Origin of the sequence: Ramlibacter tataouinensis (genome assembly GCF_001580455.1) — a bacterium.
GTDB classification, from domain to species: Bacteria; Pseudomonadota; Gammaproteobacteria; order Burkholderiales; family Burkholderiaceae_C; genus Ramlibacter; species Ramlibacter tataouinensis_B.
On the sequence record NZ_CP010951.1, the window covers coordinates 4,504,666 to 4,528,527 of the forward strand.

The window sequence follows — 23,862 nt, forward strand, 5'->3', positions numbered from 1 at the left end:
AGTCACGGGGAAACCCGAGGAAGCGCGTTCGCTGCCGCAGGCGTAGACTGGTCCGGGGTCACAAGCCCCTCGCTTTCGCGACAGGAGACCAGCTTGCAGCGAACCGACATTGCGAATCCGGCCTATTTCCACAAGGTCGTCGATTGCCAGTGGGCCTGTCCGGCCCACACTCCCGTCCCCGAATACATCCGACTGATCGCGCAGGGCCGCTACAGCGACGCCTACATGATCAACTGGGTGTCCAACGTCTTTCCGGGCATTCTTGGCCGCACCTGCGACCGGCCCTGCGAGCCGGCCTGCCGGCGCGGCCGGGTCGAGGACCAGAACGCGCCCACGCCCGAGCCGGTGGCGATCTGCCGGCTGAAGCGGGTGGCGGCCGATTTCAAGGATGAGGACGTGCGAAGCCGCATGCCGCAGGCCGGGCCGCCGAACGGCAAGCGCATCGCCTGCGTCGGGGCCGGACCTGCGTCGCTCACGGTGGCGCGCGACCTGGCGCCGCTGGGCTACGAAGTCACGGTCTTCGATTCAGAGGCCAAGGCCGGCGGTTTCATGCGTACGCAGGTCCCGCGCTTTCGCCTGCCCGAGGAAGTGATCGACGAGGAGTGCGGCTACATCCTGGACCTGGGCGTGAAATTCGTCGCCGGCCAGCGGATCGACTCGATGAAATGGCTGATGGGGCAGGGCTACGACGCCATCTTCGTCGGCTGCGGCGCGCCGCGCGGGCGCGACCTCGATATACCGGGGCGGCGCGAAGCGGAGACGCAGATCCATATCGGCATCGACTGGCTGGCCTCGGTGTCGTTCGGCCATGTGACGAAGATCGGCAAGCGGGTCATCGTGCTCGGCGGCGGCAATACCGCGATGGATTGCTGCCGTTCGGCGCGCCGTCTGGGCGGCGAGGACGTGAAGGTGATCGTGCGCAGCGGCTTCGAGGAAATGAAGGCCTCGCCCTGGGAGAAGGAGGATGCCATGCACGAGGGCATCCCCATCATTAACTACCACGTGCCCAAGGCCTTCGTCCATGAGGGCGGCCGGCTTACCGGCATGAGCTTCGAGATCGTGCGTGCCGAGTACGACGCGCAGGGCCGCCGCCAGCTGGTGCCCACCGGCGAGCCCGAGGTCTTCTTCGAATGCGACGAGGTGCTGGTGGCGGTGGGCCAGGAGAATGCCTTTCCCTGGATCGAGCGCGACTGCGGCATCGCGTTCGACAAGTGGGGCCTGCCGGCCCTGCGCAAGGACAGCTTCCAGTCCAGCGTGCCGACGGTGTTCTTCGGCGGTGACTCGGCCTACGGGCCGAAGAACATCATCACCGCCGTGGCGCATGGCCACGACGCGGCGGTGTCGATCGACCGCCTGCTGCACGGCGAGGACGTGTCGGTGCGTCCCATGCCCATGACCAACCTGGTGTCGCAGAAGATGGGCATCCACGAGTGGAGCTACGACAACGACACCTCCTACGACCTGCGCTTCAAGGTGCCCTGGGCCAAGGCCGAGCGGGCGCTGGCCAGCATCAAGATCGAGGTCGAGCTCGGGTTCGACGTGGCCACGGCGTTCAAGGAAGCCCAGCGCTGCCTGAACTGTGACGTGCAGACCGTCTTCACCGAGAGTACGTGTATCGAGTGCGATGCCTGCGTGGACATCTGCCCCATGGACTGCATCACTTTCACCCAGGACGGCGACGAAGAGGAGCTGCGCCAGCGCCTGAAGGCTCCCGCGCTGAACCTGGCGCAGTCGCTGTATGTGTCGGCGGAACTGAAGACCGGACGCATCATGGTCAAGGACGAGGATGTGTGCCTGCATTGCGGCCTGTGCGCCGAGCGCTGCCCGACCGGCGCTTGGGACATGCGCAAGTTCCTGCTGAAGACCACGCCGGCCGGACCGCGCTGCCGGGACACGAAGGTGCGCGAGGGGGTGCCGGCATGAGCATGCAACGCATCGAATCGATCAACGACTTCGTCGTCAAGTTCGCCAACGTCAACGGCTCGGGTTCCGCCAGCGCCAACGAGCTGTTCGCCAAGGCGATCCTGCGCATGGGCGTGCCGGTCAGCCCGCGCAACATCTTCCCGAGCAACATTCAGGGCCTGCCGACCTGGTACGAGGTGCGGGTGTGCGAGCAGGGCTGGCTGGGCCGGCGCGGCGGCATCGACCTGATGGTGGCGATGAACCCGCAGACCTGGGATGCGGACCTGGCGGAGATCGAACCGGGCGGCTATTTGTTCTACGACAGCACCCGGCCGCTGCCGCCTTCGAAGTTCCGCGACGACATCACGGTGATCGGCATGCCGCTCACCGAGATCTGCAATGCGGTCTACTCCGATGCCCGCCAGCGCCAGCTGTTCAAGAACATCGTTTACGTGGGCGCGCTGTCGGTGCTGCTCGAGATCGAGCCCGAGGTGATCGAAAAGCTGTTCGGCGAGCAGTACCGCGGCAAGGAGAAGCTGCTGGCCTCCAACGTGCAGGCGCTGCACCTGGGCCGCGACTTCGCCAGGGAGCACCTGCGCGCGCCGCTGGGCATCCGTGTGCGGCGCGCCGACAAGGTCGGCAAGCGGATCTTCGTCGACGGCAACAGCGCGGCGGCGCTGGGCTGCGTCTACGGCGGCGCCACGGTGGCGGCCTGGTACCCGATCACCCCGTCCTCCTCGGTGGCCGAGGCCTTCCAGAAATACTGCGCCAAGTTCCGGGTCGATCCGGCCACTGGCCAGAACCGCTACGCCATCGTGCAGGCGGAGGACGAGATCGCCTCCATCGGCATGGTGGTGGGCGCGGGATGGAACGGCGCGCGCGCCTTCACCGCGACGTCCGGGCCGGGCGTGTCGCTCATGACCGAGTTCATCGGCCTGGCCTATTTCGCCGAGATCCCGGTGACCATCATCAACGTGCAGCGCGGCGGGCCGTCCACCGGCATGCCCACGCGCACGCAGCAGGCCGACATCATTTCCTGCGCCTATGCATCGCACGGCGACACCAAGCACGTGCTGCTGTTCCCACAGGACCCGCGCGAATGCTTCGACCACGCGGCGGCCGCGCTGGACCTGGCCGATCGCCTGCAGACCCCGGTGTTCGTGATGACCGACCTGGACATCGGCATGAACCAGCGGCTGTGCGATCCCTTCGAGTGGGAGGAAGGCCGTCCGTACGACCGCGGCAAGGTCATGAGCGCCGAGGAACTGGAGGCCGGCAAGGATTTCGGCCGCTACAAGGACGTGGACGGTGACGGCATTCCCTGGCGGACCTTGCCCGGCACGCATCCGACCAAGGGCAGCTACTTCACGCGCGGCACCACGCGCGACGCCTACGCCCGCTATTCCGAGCGCGGCCCGGACTACGTCTACAACGTCGAGCGCCTGCTGCGCAAGTTCGAGACGGCGGCGACGCTGGTGCCACAGCCGGTGCTGCAGCCGGCAACGAACCGCACGCCGCTGGGCGTGATCTATTTCGGCTCGACCACCCCGGCCATGCAGGAGGCGCTGGAGGACCTCACCGCGTCCGGCATTCCGATCGACGCGATGCGCCTGCGCGCTTTTCCCTTCCCGGACAGCGTGGCCCGCTTCATCGAAGAGCACGAGGCGGTGTTCGTGGTGGAGCAGAACCGCGATGCGCAATTGCGCAGCCTGCTGGTGAACGAGCTGGACATCGACCCGGCACGGCTGATCCCGGTGCTGCATTTCGACGGCACGCCGATCACGGCGCGCTTCATCACGCGGGCCGTCACCGAGCATGTGCGCGGCGGCGCCAGAGGCCTGGTCGGCGGCCGCCCGCCGGTCGTGGTGCCGCCGATCGAAGCTCCCGGCACGGAGGTTGCCAAATGACGTACATTGCCAAGCCCCGGCTGCGCCACCCGACGCTGGAGACGAACAAGGTCGGTTACACGCGGCGCGACTACGAGGGCAAGATCTCGACGCTGTGCGCGGGCTGCGGGCACGACTCGATCTCCGCGGCCATCATCCAGGCCTGCTGGGAACTCGACATCGAGCCGCATCGCGTGGCCAAGCTGTCGGGCATCGGCTGCAGTTCGAAGACGCCCGATTACTTCCTGGGCGCCTCGCACGGCTTCAACACCGTGCACGGCCGCATGCCCTCGGTGCTGACCGGCGCCAACCTCGCCAACCGGGACCTGCTGTACCTGGGCGTGTCGGGCGACGGCGATTCGGCCTCGATCGGCCTGGGCCAGTTCGCCCACGCCATGCGGCGCGGCGTCCGCATGGCCTACATCGTCGAGAACAACGGGGTGTACGGGCTGACCAAGGGCCAGTTCTCCGCCACGGCCGACCAGGGCTCCAAGAGCAAGAAGGGCGCGATCAACAGCGACAGCGCGGTCGACCTGGTCGGCATGGCCCTGCAGCTGGGCGCCACCTACGTGGGCCGGGCCTTTTCCGGCAACAAGGCGCAGCTGGTGCCGCTGATCAAGGGCGCGATCACGCACGGTGGCGCAGCCTTCATCGACGTGATCAGCCCCTGCGTGGCCTTCAACAACCACCCGGGCAGCACCAAGAGCTACGACTACGTGCGCGAGCACAACGAGGCGGTGAGCCGCATCGACTTCATTTCGTCGCGGTCGGAGATCACGGCTGAGTACGCGCCCGGCGAAGTGGTGGACGTGCGCCAGCACGACGGGTCGCTGCTGCGCCTGCGCAGCCTCCATCGGTCCTATGATCCTACGAACCGCCATGCGGCGATGATTTACATGCAGGAGCACCAGGCGCGGGGCGAAGTGGTGACCGGGCTGCTGTACGTCGATCCGCTGGCCACCGACCTGCACACCGCGCTGAACACCAGCGAGCAGCCGCTCAACGCCATGGATGCGACGCAGCTGTGTCCCGGGGCCGGGGTGCTGGAAAAACTCAACGCTTCGCTTCGCTAGTCCTTGAAAGAGCCGGTTCAACTGCAGGAGGCGCATCATGGCCGAGCGCACCGTCTTCCAGTCGATCTCGCAAAAGCGCGTGCTCAGCGTGCCGCCGCAAGCCACGGTGCGCGAGGCCGCTTGCGCCATGACCCGCGTCAAGTGCGGCAGCGTCCTGGTGATGGAGCCACCGGACACCCTGCTGGGCATCCTGACCGAGCGTGACCTGATGACCCGGGTGCTGGCGCGCGGCGTGGATCCCGAGCGCGCGACCGCACGCGAGGTGATGACCCCCAAGCCGATCTGCGTGAAACCCGAAACGCCGGTGTCCGAGGCGGTGGTGATCATGCTCGAGCGCGGCTTCCGGCACTTGCCGATCGTCAACGCCCAGGGGCGTATCCTGGGCGTGTTTTCCATTCGCGATGCCCTGCCGCGCGAGATCGGCACGGCGATCGGCATCGCGGAGTTCAACGAGCAGGTGAACGACGCCCTCGGCTGAGCTCGGACCCCGGCACTAGAAGCTCGCCGTCAGCGTCACGCGTGCCGTGCGTGGCGCCCCTTGGCTGATGTTGTTGTCGCCGTCAGCGGTCGGCTGGTACTTGCGGTTGCCCAGGTTCTCGAGGTTGAGCGCCGCGCGCGCCTTGCCGCCCGCGAAGCCGTAGTACAGCGCGCCATCGAAGCGGGTGAAGGCCGGCAGCCGCACGGCGTTGCTGATGGAGGCGTAGGACTCACCCTGGTAGACGACGCCCAGGCCCAGGCCCCAGCCGGCCGCCAGCTCGAACCTGTTCCAGGCCGACAGCGAGTTGCGCGGCACCAAGGCCAGCCGGCGGCCGGCGGGAATGGGGGTCGCGGCGGGGTCGGTGCCGGTGTTCAGTGACTTGCTCACCTTCGCGTCCAGGTAGGCGTAGCCCGCATAGACCTGCCAGGACGGCAGGACGTTGCCCTGCAGCCCCAGTTCCACGCCCTGCGTGCGCTGCTGGCCGGTCTTCACGAACTGGCCGTTCCCGGAGGGATCTCGCGCGCGCACGTCGTTCTTGTCAAGGCGGAACACGGCCGCCGACAGGCTGAGGCTGGGCAGCAGGTCCCAGCGCGCGCCCAGTTCCAGGTTGGTCGACTTCTCCGGCGCCAAGTCGGCGGTGCTGGTGGCCAGGCTCAGTTGCTCGCCGGAAGGCAGGAAGGCATAGCTGTAGCTGGCGTAGTAGGTGGCGCGGGCGTCGGGGGTCCAGATCAGGCCCAGGCGGGGACTGAACTCGCGGTCGGTGCGCTGCAGGTCGGCCGGCGTCACGGTGGTGCGACGGTCATCGAAGTCCACCTTGAAGACGTCATAGCGCAGGCCCGCCACCAGCTTCCAGCGTTCGCTGAAGGCGGCCTGGTCCTGTGCATACAGGCCGAGGATGTCGGAGCCCACCCGGTTGTTCGCATCGGTGCCGCGAAATCCGAAAGAGGTGGCCGTGGCCACCGGGTTGCTGGCCGGGATGCCGGCGATGCTGCCTGCGCTGCTGCCGAAGAAGCCGGTGCGCCGCTGGTTGCGGCTGTCCTGGTGGCCCAGTTCCACACCGCCCAGCACCGTGTGGCGCATGCCGCCCGCGTCCAGCGTGGCCACCAGGTCGGTCTGGTTGAAGACGTTGGTGCGTTCGTTGGCGTTGTTGTAGGCCGCGATGGAGAGGGTGTTCGCCGCGTTCACCGCACTGCCCGGATACACGTTCTGGTAGAACTTGTCGTAGCCGGTGGCACGGAAGCTGTTCTTCAGCTGGACGCCGCCGGCGAGCTCGTGCTCCAGCACCGCCGACAGGCTGTCGACGGTGGAGCGCGCCTCGCTTTGCTGCGCATTGCCGAAGAAGGTGCCGCGGCCGGTCTCGAAGGGCAGGCCGTTCTTCGACGGGATGCCGCGGTCGGCGGTGCGCGTGTCCTCGAAATGCTCCAGGCCGACCGTCAGGGCCGTGGCGGCATCCGCGCTCCAGGTGAGCACCGGGTTGATGCCCGCGCGACGCAGGCTCACGCCTTCGCGAAAGCTGCGCGCGTGCTCGGCGACCGCATTGACCCGCCAGGCCAGGCGTTCGCCCGCCTGGTTGCCCAGGTCGACGTTGGCGCGCACCTGCTCGTGGTCGCCCAGCGTGAGGCCGGCCTCGGCGACCCGTGAGAACCGGGGCTGCTTGGTCACGCGATTGACCACGCCGCCGGCGCCGCCGCGGCCGAACACCATGCCGCCGGGGCCCTTGAGCACTTCGACGCGTTCCAGGTTGTAGAGGTCGCGAAAGATCTGCGCGTCGTCGCGGATGCCGTCGACGTAGAAGTCGGCATTCGTGCTGTTGCCGCGAAGGACCACCTGGTCGCGGTTGCCTTCACCCTGGTGCACGTTGGCGCCGGGCACGTAGCGAAGTACATCGGCCATGCTTTGCATGGCCTGGTCCTTCATCAGGGCCGAGGGCACCACGGTGACGGAGGCCGGCACCTCCTTCAGGGGCGTGTCGGTCTTGGTGAAGGTCGCCGAGCGGGCCGCGCGATAGCCTTCCACGGGGCCGTCGGCCCGTTCGGCCTGGGCCCGGACGTCGATCTGGGTGAGGGTGGGGTCGGCAGCGAGGGCCGGGATTGCAGCGAGCGTCGCCAGAACGGCGGCCACGATTGGGCTGGGCGCAGGGGCACGCACCATGAGAAGTTCTCCTGGAAAGAGGTGCGGCTGGCTGGAGGGCCCGTGTCTGGCTGGCCGACAACGACAATGGATGAGGTGTAGTGACTGTCACTCAAACGAGAATTGCTCTCATTGAGTGGCGTCAAACTTCAGCCAGATGGGTCGTTGGTCTGGCGTTTGGCGCGCGCACGCGCCAGCGCGGCTTCGATCACCGCGCGCTTGCGCTTCTCTTCCGTGTCGACTTCGGTGCCGAGGGTTTGCGAGGGCAGGTCGGCCAGCTTGGCCAGCGCCTTCTGCTCCAGCCTTTGGTCGTGCTCGAGCGCCTCGCGCTGCAGCCGTGCCGTCCGGGCTTCGTAGCGGTCCAGCGCTTCATGCGCCTGCTGGAGCGACCACGCCTGCCAGCCGGTGCGTTCCCCGGTGACGTTTTCCAGTGAGATGCAGTCGACCGGGCAGACCGGCACGCAAAGTTCGCAGCCGGTGCAATACGGCTCGATCACGGTGTGCATCAGCTTGTTGCTGCCGACGATGGCATCGGTGGGGCAGGCCGCGATGCACAGGGTGCAGCCGATGCACCAGTTCTCGTCGATCACCGCCACCGTGCGCGGGCCCTCAGTCCCGTTCTCCGGGTTGAGTGGCAAGGCCGCACGGCCGGTCGCGCGCGCCAGCCGGACGATGCCTTCGGCACCGCCCGGTGGGCATTGGTTGATTTCGGCCTGCTCGTCGGCAATGGCCCGGGCGTAGGCGGCGCAATCCGGGTAGCCGCAGCGCGTGCACTGCGTTTGCGGCAACTCGGCGTGGATGCGTTGCGCCTGCGGGCTCACCTCGAACAGCTGTCGTCAGTCGGCCGGGACCAGGCGCGACTTCTTCGCCACGATTTTCACGCGCGGGCCGTCGTCGAACTGCTTGATGAAGTCGCGCAGCTGCGGATACACCATCTCGCGCCAGCGGCGGCCGCTGAAAATGCCGTAGTGGCCCGCGCCCGGCACCTCGAAGTGCTTCTGGCGCGACTTGGGCACGTTGTAGCAGAGGCCGTGGGCCGCTTCGGTCTGGCCCGAACCCGAGATGTCGTCCAGTTCGCCTTCGATGGTGAAGTGCGCCGTGGTCTTGATGTCCTCGGGGCGCACGCGCTCGAGTTCGCCGTCCTCGCTGATCACGTCCCAGGTGCCGTTCACCAGCGCGAACTCCTGGAAGACGGTGCGGATCGTGTCGAGGTAGTAGTTGGCGTCCATGTCGAGCACGGCGTTGTACTCGTCGTAGAACTGGCGGTGGGCATCGGCGCTGGCGTCATCGCCGCGGATCAGGTTGCGGAAGTAGTCGTAGTGGCTCGAAAGGTGCCGGTCAGGGTTCATGGCCACGAAACCGGTGTACTGCAGGAAGCCGGGGTAGACGCGGCGGCCGGCGCCCGGGAAGCTGTGTGGCACGCGGTAGATCACGTTGTTCTCGAACCACTCGTAGCTCTTGTTCATCGCCAGGTTGTTGACGGCGGTGGGCGACTTGCGCGCATCGATCGGCCCGCCCATCATCGTCATGGACAGCGGCGTGACCTCGCCACGCGAGGCCATCAGCGACACGGCAGCCAGCACCGGCACCGTCGGCTGGCACACGCTCATGACGTGGCAATTGCCGTAGGTCTGCTGCAGGTGGCGGATGCAATCCATCACGTAGTGCACGTAGTCGTCCAGGTGGAACTCACCGGCAGACATCGGGACATTGCGTGCGTTCTTCCAGTCCGTGATGTAGACCTTGTGGTCGCCCAGCATGGTGCGCACCGTATCGCGCAGCAGCGTCGCGTAGTGGCCCGACAGCGGCGCGACGATCAGCACCGCCGGTTGCTCCTTGAGCTTGGCCAGGGTCGCCGTATCGTCGGTGAAGCGCTTGAAGCGGCGCAATTCGCAGAAGGGCTTGTCGAGTTCCACGCGCTCGTGGATCGCGACATCGACGCCGTCCACGTTGACCGTGGTGATGCCGAAGACCGGCTTCTCGTAGTCCTTCCACAACCGGTACATCAGGTCGTAGCTGGCCGAGACGCGTTGTGCCAGGGGAAGCTGGCCGAAAGGCGACAGCGGGTTGCTATAGAGCTTGGACGCGGCTTGTGCAAAGTCCGCAAAGGGCTCCATCAGGCTGCGCTGCGTTTCGTAGATTTGGTAAAGCATGGGTCCCGTCCTTTGTGCAGTGCAATATAGCACTCGGACTTGGCGGCCGCACGCGGGTGAAAACACCAATTTGCGGGCCGTTGTGCGCCTGCACGACACGGCGCGGAAAAGTTGCGCCGATTGCGCTAAGTGCCCCATGTTCCCCCCCTGACGAGGGGGGGATTGGTGCGGTTACAGGACCTTGGCGATGGCTTGGCAGACGTAGTCGATGTTCTTGCTGTTCAGCGCGGCCACGCACATGCGGCCGGTGTCGGTGCCGTACACGCCGAATTCGCTGCGCAGACGCTCCATCTGGGGCTTCGTCAGGCCGGAATAGCTGAACATGCCGACCTGCTCGGCGATGAAGCTCATGTCGCGGCTGACGCCGGCCGCCTTGAGCTTGTCGACCATGGCCTGGCGCATCAGCTTGATGCGCTGGCGCATCTCGGCCAGCTCCTGTTCCCATTGGGCGCGCAACTGCGGGGTGTTGAGCACTGTGGCCACCACCTGGCCGCCGTGGGTCGGCGGGTTGCTGTAGTTGGTGCGGATCATGATCTTCAGCTGCGACAGCACGCGGGCCGCCTCGTCGGCGTTCTGGCAGAGCACCGAAAGCGCGCCGACGCGCTCACCGTAGAGGCTGAAGCTCTTTGAAAAGGAAGTGGACACGAAGAAGTCCAGGCCCGAGGCGAGGAACTTGCCGATGACGGCGCCATCCTCGGCGATGCCCTGGCCGAAGCCCTGGTAGGCCATGTCGAGGAAGGGCACCAGCTTGTTCGCCTTGATCGCGGTGACCACCTGGTCCCACTGCGCCGGCGTGATGTCATAGCCGGTCGGGTTGTGGCAGCAGGCGTGCAGCACCACGATGGTGCCGGCCGGCGCAGCGGCCAGCGCCGTGAGCATGCCGTCGAAGTCGATGCCGCGCCTGGCGGCGTTGTAGTACGGGTAGGACTCGACCGTGAAGCCGGCCTGGGTGAACAGCGCCCGGTGGTTCTCCCAGCTCGGGTCGCTGATCAGCACCTTGGCATCGGGGCTCACCTTCTTGAGGAAGTCGGCGCCGATCTTCAGGCCGCCCGTGCCGCCCAGCGCCTGCACCGTGGCGACGCGCTTGGACTTGACCGGCTCGCTGCCGGCCCCGAATACGAGGGCCTGGACGGCGGCGTCGTAGGCAGCGATGCCGTCGATCGGCAGATAGCCGCGGGCCTGGGGCTTTTCCATCATCTGCTGCTCGGCGGCCTGGACGCACTGCAGCAGGGGCAGCTTGCCGTTGTCGTCGTAGTAGACACCCACGCCAAGGTTGACCTTTTTCGGGTTGCTGTCGGCGTTGAACTGCTCGTTGAGACCCAGGATGGGGTCGCGCGGGGCCATTTCGACGGCGGAAAAGAGGGACATGAAATTCCTTCGAAGGGTGACGGGGTGCTGATGAACGAGCGGGGCCGGTCTTCGCCGCACCGCGGCCGGCGATGTTGTACGCTGTCCGGCTGCCTTTGATTTTAATGGGGGTTTTCCCGAACCAGCCCAGCCAGTCCATGCCAGAAATCGATGAAGCCATCACCGAAACGAAGGGCGGGGAGTTCGTCTCCTTTCCCGATTCGCCCTTCGAGCTGTACCTGCCGTACCCGCCGGCGGGCGACCAGCCCGCGGCCATCGACAAACTGGTCGAGGGCGTGCGCGACGGCGAGGTCTTCCAGACGCTGCTGGGAGTGACCGGATCGGGCAAGACCTTCACCATGGCCAACGTGATCGCCCGGCTCGGGCGGCCGGCCATCGTGTTCGCGCCCAACAAGACGCTGGCGGCCCAGCTGTACAGCGAATTCCGCGAGTTCTTCCCGCGCAACGCGATCGAATACTTCGTCAGCTACTACGACTACTACCAGCCCGAGGCCTACGTCCCGCAGCGGGACCTGTTCATCGAGAAGGATAGCTCGATCAACGAGCACATCGAGCAGATGCGCCTGTCGGCCACCAAGAGCGTGCTGGAGCGGCGCGACACGGTGATCGTGGCCACGGTGAGCGCGATCTACGGCATCGGCGCGCCCGAGGACTACACCCAGATGCGTTTCATCACGCGGGTGGGGGACAAGATCGGCCAGCGCGACATCATCGCGCAGCTCATTCGCATGCAGTACACGCGCAACGAGCAGGACTTCACCCGCGGCACCTTCCGCGTGCGCGGCGACACCATCGACATCTTCCCGGCAGAACACTCGGAGCTGGCGATCCGAATCGAGCTGTTCGACGACGAGATCGAGTCGCTGCAGCTGTTCGACCCGCTCACCGGCCGCATCCGGCAGAAGGTGCCGCGCTTCACGGTCTACCCCTCCAGCCACTACGTCACGCCGCGTGAGAAGGTGCTGTCCGCGGTCGAGACCATCAAGCTCGAACTGGACCAGCGGCTGAAGGAGCTGGTGGGCGACGGCAAGCTGGTGGAGGCGCAGCGGCTGGAGCAGCGCACCCGCTTCGACCTGGAGATGCTCAGCGAACTCGGCCACTGCAAGGGCATCGAGAACTACACCCGGCACCTGTCCGGCGCGCCGCCGGGGGCGCCGCCCTCCACGCTGACGGACTACCTGCCGCGCGACTCGCTCATGTTCCTCGACGAGAGCCACCAGATGATGGGCCAGCTCGCCGCCATGTACAACGGCGACCGTGCCCGCAAGACCACCCTGGTGGAATACGGCTTCCGCCTGCCCTCGGCGCTGGACAACCGGCCGCTGAAGTTCGAGGAGTTCGAGACGCGCATGCGCCAGGTGGTCTTCGTGTCCGCCACGCCGGCGGAGTACGAGAAGACCCATGCCGGCCAGGTCGTGGAGCAGGTGGTGCGCCCCACCGGGCTGGTCGATCCGCAAGTCGAGGTGCGGCCCGCGACGCACCAGGTGGACGACGTGCTGCAGGAGATCCGCATCCGCGCGCAGCGACACGAGCGGGTGCTGATCACCACCCTGACCAAGCGCATGGCGGAGCAGCTCACCGACTACCTCAGCGACAACGGCGTCAAGGTGCGCTACCTGCACAGCGACATCGACACGGTCGAGCGGGTGGAGATCATCCGTGACCTGCGCCTGGGGGCCTTCGACGTGCTGGTGGGCATCAACCTGCTGCGCGAGGGCCTGGACATCCCCGAGGTGTCGCTGGTGGCCATCCTCGACGCCGACAAGGAAGGTTTCCTGCGCGCCGAGCGCTCGCTGATCCAGACCATCGGCCGGGCCGCGCGACACCTGCACGGCAAGGCCATCCTGTACGCCGACCAGCACACGGAATCCATGAAAAAGGCGATGGGCGAGACCGAGCGCCGGCGCGCCAAGCAGATCGCCTACAACGAGGCGCACGGCATCACCCCGCGCAGCATCGTCAAGAAGGTGCGGGACCTGATCGACGGCGTCTACAGCGAAAAGGCCAGCAAGGAACAGGAGAAGCAGGAGCTGCAGCGGGCCATCGCGCAGGACATGTCGGAAAAGGACATGGCCAAGGAGATCAAGCGTCTGGAAAAGCAGATGTTCGAGCATGCGCGCAACCTGGAATTCGAAAAGGCGGCGCGCGTGCGCGACCAGCTGGCACTGCTCAAGGAGCAAACCTTCGGGGCATCGGTGCACGACAGCGTGGCCGCCCCCCCGCCGACCGGGAAAGGCTGACCGGTGGCCGCGAGGTTGTCCGTGCTCATGGTCTGCATGGGCAACATCTGCCGCAGCCCGACGGCGGAGGGCGTGCTGCGCCACCTGCTGCTCGAGGCTGAGCTCGCCGACGCCGTCCGGGTCGATTCGGCCGGCACGCTGGGCTACCACGCGGGCTCAGCGCCCGACGCCCGCAGTCAGAAGCACGCAAGCCGGCGCGGCTACGATCTGTCGGGATTGAGGGCGCGGCAGGTGAGGGTCGGCGACTTCGAGGAGTTTGACCTGATCCTGGCCATGGACTGGCAGAACCTCGAGGAACTGCGCGATTTGTGCCCGCCCCGGCACCAGCACAAGCTGAGGCGGCTGATGGAGTTCGCGCCGCCCGGCCTCGGCGAAGAGGTCAGTGATCCGTACTACGGCGGCGCCGGCGGCTTCGAGACCGTGCTGGACCATGTCGAACAGGGCTGCCGCGGGCTGCTCGTCCATCTTCGCGAGCGGCTGGAACTTCCCCGCTGACTTTCCCGCTGAGCTTCGCCTCTATTACCCGAGCCCGCCAGTGGGTTTTCTGGTATACTTGACGAAATTAGTCAGGAAAGAACCCCAGCAGGCGAAGTCCGGGCGCAGGCGCCGGGACCGATGACTCCGGCGAGCCGGAGCACACAGGAAACAGGTCAAGCAGAAGGAGCTTGCGATGCGTCTCACGACCAAAGGCCGCTTTGCGGTCACCGCAATGATCGATCTGGCGCTGCGCCAGAACAATGGCCCTGTCACGCTGGCGGCGATCAGCCAGCGCCAGCAGATTTCGCTATCTTACCTTGAGCAGTTGTTCGGCAAGCTGCGCCGGCACGAGCTGGTCGAGTCCACCCGCGGGCCGGGCGGCGGCTACACGCTCGGCCGCAAGGCCTCGGAGATCACCGTGGCTGACATCATCGTGTCGGTGGACGAGCCGATCGACGCGACGCAGTGCGGCGGCAAGGAGAACTGCAACGACGGCAGCCGCTGCATGACGCACGAGCTGTGGGCGCAGTTGAACCAGCGCATGGTCGAGTTCCTGGACTCGGTCAGCCTGCAGAAGCTGGTGGACGAGCAGCTCGCCAAGGGCGTGCAGGTCGAGGACAAGCCGGCCGTCAAGCGCGCGATCTCGTCGCAGCCTGTGGTCAAGCCCATCCGCGTGAACGCGCCGAATTCGGTGTTCGCCTTGGGCAACTCGTTCGCTAAATCTTGACCAGGCACAACCACCCTGCAGGCTTCAGAGCAGGAAACTGAACACGATGAGCACCACCCCGCATTTCCCGATTTACATGGATTACGGCGCGACCACGCCGGTGGATCCGCGCGTCGTCGACGCCATGATTCCCTGGCTCGGCCAGCACTTCGGCAATCCGGCTTCGCGCAGCCACGCCTGGGGCTGGGAGGCCGAAGAGGCCGTGGAGAAGGCGCGTGCGCACGTGGCTGACCTGATCAACGCCGACCCGCGCGAGATCGTCTGGACTTCGGGCGCCACCGAGTCGGACAACCTGGCGATCAAGGGCGCCGCGCACTTCTACAAGACCCGCGGCAAGCACCTGATCACGGTCAAGACCGAGCACAAGGCGGTGCTCGACACCATGCGCGAGATGGAGCGGCAGGGCTTCGAGGTCACTTACATGGACGTCAAGGAAGACGGCATGCTGGACCTGGAGGCGCTCAAGGCGGCCATCCGGCCCGACACCATCCTGATCAGCGTCATGTTCGTGAACAACGAGATCGGCGTGGTCCAGGACATCCCGACCATCGGCGCGCTGTGCCGCGAGAAGGGAATCATCTTCCACGTGGACGCAGCGCAGGCCACCGGCAAGGTCGAGATCGACGTGCGCAAGATGCCCATCGACCTGATGAGCCTGGCTTCTCACAAGAGCTACGGCCCCAAGGGGATCGGCGCGCTGTACGTGTGCCGCAAGCCGCGCGTGCGCATCGAGCCGCAGACGCATGGCGGTGGCCACGAGCGCGGCATGCGCTCGGGCACGCTGCCCACGCACCAGATCGTGGGCATGGGCGAGGCCTTCCGCCTGGCCAAGGTCGAGATGGCCAAGGACGCCGAAAAGGCCAAGGCGTTGCAGAAGCGGCTGCTCGACGGCCTGGGCAGCATCGAACAGGTTTTCATCAACGGCAGCCTGGAGCACCGGGTGCCGCACAACCTGAACATGAGCTTCAACTTCGTCGAAGGCGAGTCGCTGATCATGGGCATCAAGGGCTTGGCGGTGTCGTCCGGCTCCGCCTGCACCTCGGCCTCGCTGGAACCGAGTTACGTGCTGCGCGCGCTCGGCCGCAGCGACGAACTGGCGCACAGCAGCCTGCGCATGACGATCGGCCGTTTCACGACCGAGGAAGAAATCGACTATGCCGTCAATGTGATCCGGCAGAACGTCGCCCGCCTGCGTGAACTGAGTCCCCTGTGGGAGATGTACCAGGACGGGATCGACATCTCGACGATCCAATGGACGGCGCACTGAGCAAGGAGAACCACAATGTCCTATTCGCAAAAGGTCGTTGACCACTACGAGAACCCGCGCAACGTCGGCTCCTTCGACAAGGGCGACGAGACGGTCGGCACCGGCATGGTCGGGGCCCCCGCCTGCGGCGACGTGATGAAGCTGCAGATCAAGGTCAACCCGTCCACCGGGGTGATCGAGGACGCGCGCTTCAAGACTTACGGCTGCGGCTCGGCCATCGCGTCGAGCTCGCTGGTGACCGAATGGGTCAAGGGCAAGACGCTGTCCGAGGCGGCGTCGCTGAAGAACAGCCAGATCGCCGAGGAACTGGCGCTGCCGCCCGTGAAGATCCACTGCTCGATCCTGGCTGAGGACGCGATCAAGGCGGCGGTCGAGGACTACAAGAAAAAGCACTCGAACTGAAGGTTCGCTGGAAGTAATGGCCATCTCTCTGACTGAAGCAGCGGCAAGGCACGTGACCAAATACCTCGCCCGGCGCGGCAAGGGCCTGGGGGTGCGCCTGGGCGTCAAGACCACGGGCTGCTCGGGGCTTGCCTACAAGCTCGAATACGTGGACGAGGCCGCGCCGGAGGACATCGTGTTCGAGGAGCACGGCGTCAAGGTGCTGGTGGACCCCAAGAGCCTGGCCTACATCGACGGCACGCAGCTGGACTTCGTCCGCGAGGGCCTGAACGAGGGCTTCAAGTTCATCAACCCCAACGAGCGCGACCGCTGCGGCTGCGGCGAGAGCTTCCGAGTTTGAGACTGGCGCCGGGCGCCACGGGAACCGCCTTCACTGTGGTGCCGGCGGTTTTTTCATCTTTGTCATGAACCTGAACCTGCAATCCACCGACTTCGAGCTGTTCGGCCTGCCGCTGCAGTTTGCGCAGGACCGGGAGGCCATCGACGCCCGCTGGAAGGAACTGCAGCGCGAGGCGCATCCCGACCGGTTTGCCGCGCAGGGCCAGGCGGCGCAGCGCATCGCCATGCAATGGTCGGTGCGGATCAACGAGGCCTACCAGCGCCTGAAGGATCCCCTCAAGCGCGCGGCCTATCTGTGCGAGCTGCGTGGCGCCCCGGTGGACGCCCAGAGCAACACCGCCATGCCGGCCGATTTCCTCGTGGAACAGATGGCGTGGCGTGAAGCCCTGGAGGAAGCGCGCAACGAAGAGGAGCTGGACCAGCTCGACGGCGAACTGCATATCGCGCGGCGTGAGGCCCTGCAGCGCATCGAGCACCTGCTGGACGAGCGCAGTGATGCCGCGGCCGCGTCGCAGCAGGTGAGGGCGCTCATGTTCATCGAGCGCTTTGGCCACGACGTGCAGGTCCGCTTCGAGCAGTTGGGACAATAGGGTTATTGGAGTCATGTCGCTGCTGCAAATTTCCGAACCCGGCCAGACGCCCGATCCGCACCAGCGGCGTATTGCCGTCGGCATCGACCTGGGCACCACGCATTCGCTGGTGGCGTCGATGCGCAGCGGCATCGCGCAGTGCCTGCCGGACGAGCAGGGCAGGGTGCTGCTGCCTTCGGTGGTGCGCTATCTCGAGCAAGGCGGACGCCGGATCGGCCACGAGGCGCAGGCGGCGCAGGCCGAGGACGCCGAAAACACCATCGCCTCGGTCAAGCGCCTGATGGGGCGCGGCATCGCCGACATCGCCGGCCGCGACAAGCTGCCCTACCGCTTCGTGGACAAGCCGGGCATGGTGACGCTGCACACGCGCGCCGGGGAGAAGTCCCCGGTCGAAGTCAGCGCCGAAATTCTCGCCACCTTGCGCCAGCGCGCCGAAGACAGCTTCGATGCGGATCTCTATGGCGCCGTGATCACGGTGCCGGCTTATTTCGACGAGGCGCAGCGCCAGGCCACCAAGGACGCCGCGCAGCTGGCCGGCCTGAATGTGCTGCGTCTGATCAACGAGCCGACGGCCGCGGCCATCGCCTATGGCCTGGACAACGCCAGCGAGGGCATCTATGCGGTGTACGACCTGGGCGGCGGCACCTTCGACATTTCCATCCTGCGCCTGACCCGGGGCGTGTTCGAGGTGATCGCCACCGGTGGCGACTCGGCGCTGGGCGGCGACGACTACGACCGGGCGCTGTCCGACTGGATGCTGCAGCGCGCCGGCCTGCAGTTGGCCAGCGCGCGCGACAAGGCAGCCATCCATGCGCTTGCGCGCGCGGTGAAGGAGCAGCTCTCCGATCACGAGCGCGCGACGGCCACGGTGCAGGCCGATGATCGCAGCGCGCAACTGGAGGTCAGCCGCGCCGACTTCGAATCGGCCACCGCGGACCTGACCGCGCGCACCATGGCCGCGGTGCGCAAGGCCTTGCGCGATGCCAAGCTGGCCCGCGACGAGGTCAAGGGCGTGGTACTGGTCGGCGGCTCCACCCGCATGCCGCAGGTGCGTCAGGCGGTGGCCGAGTTCTTTGGCCGCGAGCCCCTCATCAACCTGAATCCGGATGAAGTAGTGGCGCTGGGCGCGGCGATCCAGGCCAACCAGCTCGCCGGCAACAGCACCTCGGGCGATCTCCTGCTGCTGGACGTGATTCCGCTGTCGCTGGGCATCGAGACCATGGGCGGCCTGGTGGAGCGCATCGTGCCGCGCAACGAGACCATTCCCACGGCCAAGGCGCAGGACTTCACCACCTACAAGGACGGCCAGACCGCCACGGCCCTGCACGTGGTGCAGGGCGAGCGCGACCTGGTGCAGGACTGCCGCAGCCTGGCCCGCTTCGAACTGCGCGGCATCCCGCCGATGGCGGCGGGCGCAGCCCGCATCAGGGTCACCTTCACCATCGACGCGGACGGGCTGCTGTCGGTGACCGCGAAGGAGCAGACCAGTGGCGTCGAGGCTCGCATCGACGTCAAGCCTTCCTACGGCCTCTCTGACGATGAAATTGCCCGCATGCTGCGCGAGAGCTTCAGCACCGCCGAACAGGACGTGCAGGCGCGAGCGCTGGCCGAAGCCAGGGTGGAAGCCGAGCGCATGTGGCTGGCCACCCAGAGCGCACTCCAGGCCGACGGCGACCTGCTGCCTGCGGACGAGCGCGCCGGAATCGATGGGCTGATGGCGTCGCTGCGCGCCACCGCCGAGAACAGCAGTGACGCGGCCGCGATCGAGGCGGCGACCAAGGCGCTCGCGCAGGGCACCGAAGGTTTCGCCGCCGCGCGCATGAACCGCAGCATCCAACAGGCCCTGGCCGGCAGGAACGTGGAGACTTTTTGAAGATGCCGCAAGTCAAGATCCTTCCCCATCCCGAGTACTGTCCCCAGGGCGCCGAGTTGAAGGCGCCGGCGGGCACCTCGATCTGCGAGGCGCTGCTGGACAACGGCATCAAGATCGAGCACGCGTGCGACATGAGCTGCGCCTGCACGACCTGCCACGTGATCGTGCGCGAGGGCTTCAACTCGCTCAACGAGATGGACGAAAACGAAGAAGACCTGCTGGACCGGGCCTGGGGCCTGGAGCCCAATTCGCGCCTGTCCTGCCAGGCCATCCTGGCGCAGAAGGATCTGGTGGTAGAGATTCCCAAGTACTCGATCAACCACGCCAAGGAAAAGCACTAGCCGCACCAGCGCCTTCCTGGCCTGGAAGCTCAGCTGATCGAGTAGCCCCCGTCCACCGGGATCGCGGCGCCGGTCACGAAATTCGAGGCGCTGCTGGCCAGGAACACCGCAATGCCCGCGAGATCCGCGGGTGTGCCCCAGCGGCCCGCCGGGGTTCGCGCGAGCACCCGCTCGTTCAGGCCGGGAACCTGCTCGCGGGCCCCACGCGTCAAGTCCGTGTCGATCCAGCCGGGCAGCACCGCATTGGCCTGGATGTTCTCGGCGGCCCAGGCGGTGGCGAGGGAGCGCGTGAACTGCACGATGCCGCCCTTGCTTGCGCCATAGGCCGCTGCGTACGGTGCGCCGAAGATCGACATCATCGAGCCGATGTTGATCACCTTGCCGCCCTCGCGCTTGAGCAGGCGGTGCGCGGCCTGGCAGCACAGGAAGGCGCTGGTCAGGTTGGTGTCCATCACGTGCCGCCACTCGTGCAGGGTGAGTTCATCGGGGCGCTTACGCACCGTGGTGCCGGCGTTGTTCACCAGGATGTCGAGGCGGCCATGACGCCTTTCGAGCTCGGTGAACAGCTGCTGCACCAGGCCCTCGTCGGTCACGTCGGCCTCGATCGCATCGGCGCGGCCGCCTGCGGCGCGCAGCGCATGCGCCGCCCCGCGCGATTTTTCCGGGTCGCGCGCCGCGATCACAACGAGTGCGCCGGCAGAGGCCAGGCCCCGCGCCATGCCCAGGCCGATGCCGCCGTTGCCGCCGGTGACCAGTGCGACTTTTCCATTCAGGTCGAACATCGCCATGCGTTTTCCCCGCGGGCATCGCGCCCAACTCAAGCATAATCGCCCGCGTGCGCCAGATCGTCCTCGATACAGAAACCACGGGTCTCTCAGCCGAAGGCGGCGACCGCATCATCGAAATCGGCTGCGTCGAGCTGCTGGCCCGCAAACTCACGGGCAACAACCGGCATTTCTACCTGAATCCGGAGCGCGACAGCCACGAAGACGCGCTCAAAGTCCACGGCATCAGCAACGAGTTCCTGCGTGACAAGCCCAAGTTCGCGGCTGTCGCCGACGAGCTGATGGAGTATCTGGCCGGTGCGGAAATCATCATTCACAACGCCGCGTTCGACGTCGGCTTCCTGAACAAGGAACTGGAGCTCCTCGGACGGCCCGCGTTCCCGAGCTTCGTGGCCGAAGTCACGGACACGCTGGTGATGGCCAAGGAGATGTACCCCGGCAAGCGCAACAGCCTGGACGCGCTGTGCGACCGGCTCGGGGTCGACAACTCCTCCCGCACGCTGCACGGCGCCTTGCTCGACGCCGAGCTGCTGGCGGACGTCTACATCAACCTCACGCGCGGCCAGGACACGCTGCTGATCGACGTCGCGTCCGAAGAAGCGGTGGGCGGCATCGTCACGCGCGTGGACCTCAGCGCCTTCACCTTGCCCGTGCTGCTGGCAAGCGACCAGGAGTCTGCGGCGCACGACGAGGTGTTGAAGCAGTTGGATAAAGCGAGCGGCGGCAAGACCGTCTGGAGGTCGCTCATCCAAGCTATGGCATAATCCAAGGCTTTCCGGCGACGGAAAAATCGGGTGATTAGCTCAGCGGTAGAGCACTGCCTTCACACGGCAGGGGTCACATGTTCGATCCATGTATCACCCACCAAATTCATCAAAGAAGTCAGGCACTTAGCGGAAACGCTCAGTGCCTTTTTTCTTGCGTACGGAAAAGGTACGGAAAACCGACGCTGCGAGAAGCAGCACGGCCTTTCGGCGCAATGTCGCTGCTTCACACATCGCCCCATGCAGACGCTGGCGTGGCTGGGCTGCCTGGCCGGGGCAGCGGAAACCACGTTGACGGCGCCGTCATCGCGGCGATAAGGTTTGCTCTTCACATGCTTCCCAGCAAGGAGAGCGCCATGCGTCAAGCCCTAGTCCTGATCGCCGGCACGGTTTTCGCCGCCACCGCCTGGGCCCACAACTGCCCCAACGAGATGAAGGCCATCGACGCCAAGCTGGCGACCAAGCCGGCCCTGTCCAAGGATGTCGCCGATAAGGTGGCCAAGATGCGCGCCGACGGCGAAGCCCAGCACAAGGCCGGCAAGCACGACGATTCGATGAAGAGCCTGGGCGAGGCGAAGAAGCTGCTGGGGATCTGAAACCCTGCGGGGATGCCGGGGTCGCTGCACTGAAGGCAGAGGCAGACAGGCTTTTCGGCCGCAAACAGAGAGCTGCACACGGTGAGCTCTCAACGCAACTAGCGGGTCTACGACGCCGGGTCAGCGGCCTTGACCGCTGGCGCGGTCGGCGTTGGCAGAACTGTCCCAGGCGGCAGGCGCCAGCGGCCGCGTCGAAGGCTCACTCACCCCCCGGCAGCGGCTTCTTCGCCAGCAGCGTCCCCAACAACTCCATGGGCAGCGGAAACACCAGCGTGGAGGCCCGGTCGCCGGCCACCTGCGTCATGGTCTGGAGGTAGCGAAGCTGCATGGCCTCCGGCTGCTGTGACAGCATGCGCGCCGCGTCCAGCAGTGCGGCCGCGGCTTGTTTCTCGCCGTCGGCGTGGATCACCTTGGCGCGGCGCTCGCGCTCGGCCTCGGCTTGTCGCGCGATGGCGCGCACCATGGACTCGTTCAGGTCGATGTGCTTGATCTCCACGTTGGTGACCTTGATGCCCCAGCCGTCGGTCTGCGCGTCCAGGATGCGCTGCACATCGATGTTCAGGCGCTCGCGCTCGGCCAGCATGTCGTCGAGTTCGTGCTTGCCGAGCACCACCCGCAGCGTGGTCTGTGCCAGCTGGCTGGTTGCCATCAGGAAGTTCTCCACCTGGATGATGGCCCGCTGCGGATCGACCACCCGGAAGAACACCACCGCATTCACCTTCACCGAGACGTTGTCGCGCGAGATCACGTCCTGCGGCGGCACGTCCATCGTGACGATGCGCAGATCCACGCGAACCATCTTCTGCACCGCGGGGATCAGCAGCACCAGTCCGGGGCCCTTGACTTTCCAGAAGCGCCCGAGCTGGAACACCACTGCGCGCTCGTACTCGCGCAGGATGCGCACCGACATCGCGAACAGCACCAGCAGCAGCACAGCCACCGGAAACAAGACGCCGCCAAGGCCAAGGCTCAATGCATTCATGATGCGACCACTCCCTTTTCGTTTTCCGGCTGGACGTCCAGCGTCAGGCCGTGCGAACCGAGCACGCGCACGCGCTGCCCCGGAACCAGCGCCTGGGCACTCGCCACCTTCCAGCGCTCACCCATGACTTCGGCCCAGGTCTCTCCCTGTGCCGCTTCCAGCACCCGGCCCATTGCGCCGACCATCGCGCCGCTGCCGCTGACGACGGGCTGGCGCCGCGTCTTCAGGGCGGCGCCGCTGGCCAGCGCCACCAGCACCAGCGACACGGCCGCCAGCGCGAGCACCAGCGACAGCGGCACGCCATAGCCCGGGACGTCGACGTCGAACAGCAGGACGCTCCCCGCCGCCAGCGCGATCACGCCGCCCACGCCCAGGACGCCGAAGGTCGGCGCGAACAGCTCCGCCAGCAGCAGGCCGAGGCCCAGCACGATCAGCCCGAGTGCGGCGTAGTTCACCGGCAGCAGTTGCAGGGCGAAGGCGGCCAGCAGCAGGCAGATGGTGCCGGTCACGCCCGAGATGCCGTGGCCCGGCGCGGCGAACTCGAAGAACAGGCCCCAGATGCCGATCATCATCAGGATCAGTGCCACGCTCGGATGAGCGATCGCCGACAGCAGCCGGTGGCGCCATCCCGGCAACTGCAACTCGTGGTGTGCGCCGCGACTGGCGATGCGGTGGTCCTTGCCTTGCACGCGCACCGTGCGGCCATCGGCCTGCGCCAGCAGGTCGGGCAGGTCCCGTGCGACCACATCGATCACCTTGGCCTGCGCAGCCTCGCTGGCCGTCAGGCTGACGGCTTCGCGCACAGCACGTTCGGCCCATTCGGCATTGCGTCCCCGCAGCTGCGCCAGGCCGCGGATGAATGCGGCAGCGTCGTGCACTGCCTTGGCCGTCATGGCGTCGCCCGGGGGTCGCGCCTCCGAACCCGCGCTGGCGGGGCGTTTGGCGGCGCCTTCGTCGTCCTTGGGTCCAGCACCGCCCATGGGCAACCCGATCGCCACGGGCGTCGCGGCGCCCAGGGTCGTGGCCGGCGTCATGGCCGCGATGTGCGAGGCATAGAGCAGGTAGGTGCCAGCGCTCGCGGCGCGCGCTCCTTGCGGCGTGACGAAGACCGCGACCGGTACCGGCGAATCGAGGATGGCCTGCACCACCTGTCGCATGGAGCTCTCCAGTCCGCCGGGCGTGTCCAGTTCGATCACCACCAGCGGCACGCCACTTTCGCCCGCGCGCCGCATGCCGCGCACCAGGTAGTCAGCGCTCGCCGGATCGAGTGCGCCCTGCAGCTTCAGCACGGCGACTGGCGCGGCCTGCGTTCCACCTGGGGCTGCGCTGAACACGAGTGCGGCCAGCAGCAGCGCATGCCGCAGCCACCGAGTCCAACGGCCCGGCGCTGGGGTGTTCAAGCGGGTGAAACCCATGAGGTCACTATGCGCTTGCCGCGACGCTCTTTCAATGGCGCTGGCAAGGCTGCCGCAGGCGCTTTTCCCGACAC

At 66.6% G+C, this 23,862-nt stretch carries 22 protein-coding genes and 1 tRNA gene; 16 read left to right on the top strand and 7 right to left on the bottom strand.

What is annotated here, in order from left to right:
- Positions 1-93: 93 nt before the first annotated feature.
- From UC35_RS20960 to UC35_RS20975, 4 genes are read left to right on the top strand one after another with little or no spacing between them, the layout of a single operon-like run.
- A complete protein-coding gene (locus UC35_RS20960) occupies positions 94-1,923 on the top strand; it encodes an FAD-dependent oxidoreductase (protein ID WP_061503164.1) in 1,830 nt (609 codons plus the stop codon).
- 2 nt (positions 1,924-1,925) lie between these two features.
- Positions 1,926-3,809, top strand: a complete 1,884-nt coding sequence (locus UC35_RS20965) for a 2-oxoacid:acceptor oxidoreductase subunit alpha (RefSeq protein ID WP_082793420.1) — start codon at positions 1,926-1,928, stop codon at positions 3,807-3,809.
- Positions 3,806-4,861, top strand: coding sequence for a 2-oxoacid:ferredoxin oxidoreductase subunit beta (locus tag UC35_RS20970; protein ID WP_061503168.1), 1,056 nt, complete (start codon positions 3,806-3,808; stop codon positions 4,859-4,861). Before UC35_RS20965 ends, UC35_RS20970 begins: the two co-directional genes overlap by 4 nt.
- A gap of 37 nt (positions 4,862-4,898) precedes the next feature.
- Positions 4,899-5,339 (top strand): cyclic nucleotide-binding/CBS domain-containing protein, encoded by a 441-nt coding sequence (locus UC35_RS20975; protein ID WP_061503170.1) that lies wholly within the window; start codon positions 4,899-4,901, stop codon positions 5,337-5,339.
- A gap of 15 nt (positions 5,340-5,354) precedes the next feature.
- On the opposite strand, the gene UC35_RS20980 is transcribed toward UC35_RS20975, so the two are convergent.
- The 4 genes from UC35_RS20980 to UC35_RS20995 form a co-directional block, all read right to left on the bottom strand.
- Positions 5,355-7,490 (bottom strand): TonB-dependent receptor, encoded by a 2,136-nt coding sequence (locus UC35_RS20980; RefSeq protein ID WP_061503172.1) that lies wholly within the window; start codon positions 7,488-7,490, stop codon positions 5,355-5,357.
- 128 nt (positions 7,491-7,618) lie between these two features.
- Positions 7,619-8,290: an electron transport complex subunit RsxB gene (gene rsxB, locus UC35_RS20985; protein ID WP_061503174.1), complete on the bottom strand. Its 672-nt coding sequence runs from the start codon at positions 8,288-8,290 to the stop codon at positions 7,619-7,621.
- Positions 8,291-8,305: 15 nt separating this feature from the next.
- Positions 8,306-9,622: a polyhydroxyalkanoate depolymerase gene (locus tag UC35_RS20990; protein ID WP_061503176.1), complete on the bottom strand. Its 1,317-nt coding sequence runs from the start codon at positions 9,620-9,622 to the stop codon at positions 8,306-8,308.
- 171 nt (positions 9,623-9,793) lie between these two features.
- The gene (locus tag UC35_RS20995; protein WP_061503179.1) at positions 9,794-10,990 is read right to left on the bottom strand and encodes an amino acid aminotransferase; all 1,197 of its coding nucleotides are present in this window, start codon (positions 10,988-10,990) and stop codon (positions 9,794-9,796) included.
- Between the two features lie 137 nt (positions 10,991-11,127).
- Between UC35_RS20995 and uvrB the strand changes: the two genes are divergently transcribed.
- The 9 genes from uvrB to fdx all read left to right on the top strand — a co-directional run bounded on the left by uvrB (position 11,128) and on the right by fdx (position 19,246).
- Complete coding sequence (gene uvrB / locus UC35_RS21000) at positions 11,128-13,230, top strand: excinuclease ABC subunit UvrB (protein ID WP_061503978.1); 2,103 nt, start codon at positions 11,128-11,130, stop codon at positions 13,228-13,230.
- Between the two features lie 27 nt (positions 13,231-13,257).
- Positions 13,258-13,725: a low molecular weight protein-tyrosine-phosphatase gene (locus UC35_RS21005; protein WP_061503181.1), complete on the top strand. Its 468-nt coding sequence runs from the start codon at positions 13,258-13,260 to the stop codon at positions 13,723-13,725.
- A gap of 175 nt (positions 13,726-13,900) precedes the next feature.
- Complete coding sequence (gene iscR / locus UC35_RS21010) at positions 13,901-14,434, top strand: Fe-S cluster assembly transcriptional regulator IscR (protein WP_061503183.1); 534 nt, start codon at positions 13,901-13,903, stop codon at positions 14,432-14,434.
- Between the two features lie 46 nt (positions 14,435-14,480).
- Positions 14,481-15,701, top strand: a complete 1,221-nt coding sequence (locus UC35_RS21015) for an IscS subfamily cysteine desulfurase (RefSeq protein WP_061503185.1) — start codon at positions 14,481-14,483, stop codon at positions 15,699-15,701.
- A gap of 15 nt (positions 15,702-15,716) precedes the next feature.
- Entirely contained in the window at positions 15,717-16,103 is a 387-nt protein-coding gene (iscU, locus tag UC35_RS21020; protein ID WP_061503187.1) for a Fe-S cluster assembly scaffold IscU, read from the top strand.
- Positions 16,104-16,119: 16 nt separating this feature from the next.
- Positions 16,120-16,443: an iron-sulfur cluster assembly protein IscA gene (gene iscA, locus UC35_RS21025; protein WP_061503189.1), complete on the top strand. Its 324-nt coding sequence runs from the start codon at positions 16,120-16,122 to the stop codon at positions 16,441-16,443.
- A gap of 70 nt (positions 16,444-16,513) precedes the next feature.
- Positions 16,514-17,032 carry a Fe-S protein assembly co-chaperone HscB gene (gene hscB, locus UC35_RS21030; RefSeq protein WP_061503979.1) on the top strand — a complete coding sequence of 173 codons (519 nt, stop codon included), beginning with the start codon at positions 16,514-16,516 and terminating at the stop codon, positions 17,030-17,032.
- A 13-nt stretch (positions 17,033-17,045) separates the two neighbouring features.
- On the top strand, positions 17,046-18,905 hold the full coding sequence (gene hscA, locus UC35_RS21035; RefSeq protein WP_061503191.1) for a Fe-S protein assembly chaperone HscA: 1,860 nt from the start codon (positions 17,046-17,048) through the stop codon (positions 18,903-18,905).
- 2 nt (positions 18,906-18,907) lie between these two features.
- Positions 18,908-19,246, top strand: a complete 339-nt coding sequence (fdx, locus tag UC35_RS21040) for an ISC system 2Fe-2S type ferredoxin (RefSeq protein ID WP_061503193.1) — start codon at positions 18,908-18,910, stop codon at positions 19,244-19,246.
- Positions 19,247-19,275: 29 nt separating this feature from the next.
- Here fdx and UC35_RS21045 read toward each other — a convergent pair whose 3' ends face one another.
- Positions 19,276-20,034 carry an SDR family NAD(P)-dependent oxidoreductase gene (locus UC35_RS21045; RefSeq protein ID WP_227820396.1) on the bottom strand — a complete coding sequence of 253 codons (759 nt, stop codon included), beginning with the start codon at positions 20,032-20,034 and terminating at the stop codon, positions 19,276-19,278.
- 47 nt (positions 20,035-20,081) lie between these two features.
- On the opposite strand from UC35_RS21045, the gene dnaQ reads away from it, so the two are divergent.
- From dnaQ to UC35_RS21060, 3 genes are all read left to right on the top strand, one after another.
- Positions 20,082-20,795: a DNA polymerase III subunit epsilon gene (gene dnaQ, locus UC35_RS21050; RefSeq protein ID WP_061503196.1), complete on the top strand. Its 714-nt coding sequence runs from the start codon at positions 20,082-20,084 to the stop codon at positions 20,793-20,795.
- A 28-nt stretch (positions 20,796-20,823) separates the two neighbouring features.
- Positions 20,824-20,898: transfer RNA gene (locus UC35_RS21055), tRNA-Val, on the top strand.
- A 253-nt stretch (positions 20,899-21,151) separates the two neighbouring features.
- Complete coding sequence (locus UC35_RS21060) at positions 21,152-21,391, top strand: hypothetical protein (RefSeq protein ID WP_061503981.1); 240 nt, start codon at positions 21,152-21,154, stop codon at positions 21,389-21,391.
- Positions 21,392-21,590: 199 nt separating this feature from the next.
- Here UC35_RS21060 and UC35_RS21065 read toward each other — a convergent pair whose 3' ends face one another.
- Positions 21,591-22,373: a slipin family protein gene (locus tag UC35_RS21065; RefSeq protein WP_061503198.1), complete on the bottom strand. Its 783-nt coding sequence runs from the start codon at positions 22,371-22,373 to the stop codon at positions 21,591-21,593.
- Complete coding sequence (locus UC35_RS21070; protein ID WP_061503200.1) at positions 22,370-23,788, bottom strand: NfeD family protein; 1,419 nt, start codon at positions 23,786-23,788, stop codon at positions 22,370-22,372. The genes UC35_RS21065 and UC35_RS21070 overlap by 4 nt, the downstream gene beginning before the upstream one ends.
- Between the last annotated feature and the right edge of the window lie 74 nt (positions 23,789-23,862).

What these genes read in the sequence shown, in the direction of transcription:
- hscA (WP_061503191.1), top strand. Translation starts at nt 17,046, where the DNA reads ATGTCGCTGCTGCAAATTTCCGAACCCGGCCAGACGCCCGATCCGCAC.
- iscA (WP_061503189.1), top strand. Translation starts at nt 16,120, where the DNA reads ATGGCCATCTCTCTGACTGAAGCAGCGGCAAGGCACGTGACCAAATAC.
- UC35_RS21070 (WP_061503200.1), bottom strand. Translation starts at nt 23,788, where the DNA reads ATGGGTTTCACCCGCTTGAACACCCCAGCGCCGGGCCGTTGGACTCGG.
- UC35_RS21060 (WP_061503981.1), top strand. Translation starts at nt 21,152, where the DNA reads ATGCGTCAAGCCCTAGTCCTGATCGCCGGCACGGTTTTCGCCGCCACC.
- UC35_RS20970 (WP_061503168.1), top strand. Translation starts at nt 3,806, where the DNA reads ATGACGTACATTGCCAAGCCCCGGCTGCGCCACCCGACGCTGGAGACG.
- UC35_RS20965 (WP_082793420.1), top strand. Translation starts at nt 1,926, where the DNA reads ATGCAACGCATCGAATCGATCAACGACTTCGTCGTCAAGTTCGCCAAC.
- UC35_RS21005 (WP_061503181.1), top strand. Translation starts at nt 13,258, where the DNA reads ATGGTCTGCATGGGCAACATCTGCCGCAGCCCGACGGCGGAGGGCGTG.
- UC35_RS21015 (WP_061503185.1), top strand. Translation starts at nt 14,481, where the DNA reads ATGAGCACCACCCCGCATTTCCCGATTTACATGGATTACGGCGCGACC.
- UC35_RS21045 (WP_227820396.1), bottom strand. Translation starts at nt 20,034, where the DNA reads ATGGCGATGTTCGACCTGAATGGAAAAGTCGCACTGGTCACCGGCGGC.
- iscU (WP_061503187.1), top strand. Translation starts at nt 15,717, where the DNA reads ATGTCCTATTCGCAAAAGGTCGTTGACCACTACGAGAACCCGCGCAAC.
- fdx (WP_061503193.1), top strand. Translation starts at nt 18,908, where the DNA reads ATGCCGCAAGTCAAGATCCTTCCCCATCCCGAGTACTGTCCCCAGGGC.
- UC35_RS20990 (WP_061503176.1), bottom strand. Translation starts at nt 9,622, where the DNA reads ATGCTTTACCAAATCTACGAAACGCAGCGCAGCCTGATGGAGCCCTTT.
- UC35_RS21065 (WP_061503198.1), bottom strand. Translation starts at nt 22,373, where the DNA reads ATGAATGCATTGAGCCTTGGCCTTGGCGGCGTCTTGTTTCCGGTGGCT.
- UC35_RS20975 (WP_061503170.1), top strand. Translation starts at nt 4,899, where the DNA reads ATGGCCGAGCGCACCGTCTTCCAGTCGATCTCGCAAAAGCGCGTGCTC.
- UC35_RS20995 (WP_061503179.1), bottom strand. Translation starts at nt 10,990, where the DNA reads ATGTCCCTCTTTTCCGCCGTCGAAATGGCCCCGCGCGACCCCATCCTG.
- iscR (WP_061503183.1), top strand. Translation starts at nt 13,901, where the DNA reads ATGCGTCTCACGACCAAAGGCCGCTTTGCGGTCACCGCAATGATCGAT.
- UC35_RS20980 (WP_061503172.1), bottom strand. Translation starts at nt 7,490, where the DNA reads ATGGTGCGTGCCCCTGCGCCCAGCCCAATCGTGGCCGCCGTTCTGGCG.
- uvrB (WP_061503978.1), top strand. Translation starts at nt 11,128, where the DNA reads ATGCCAGAAATCGATGAAGCCATCACCGAAACGAAGGGCGGGGAGTTC.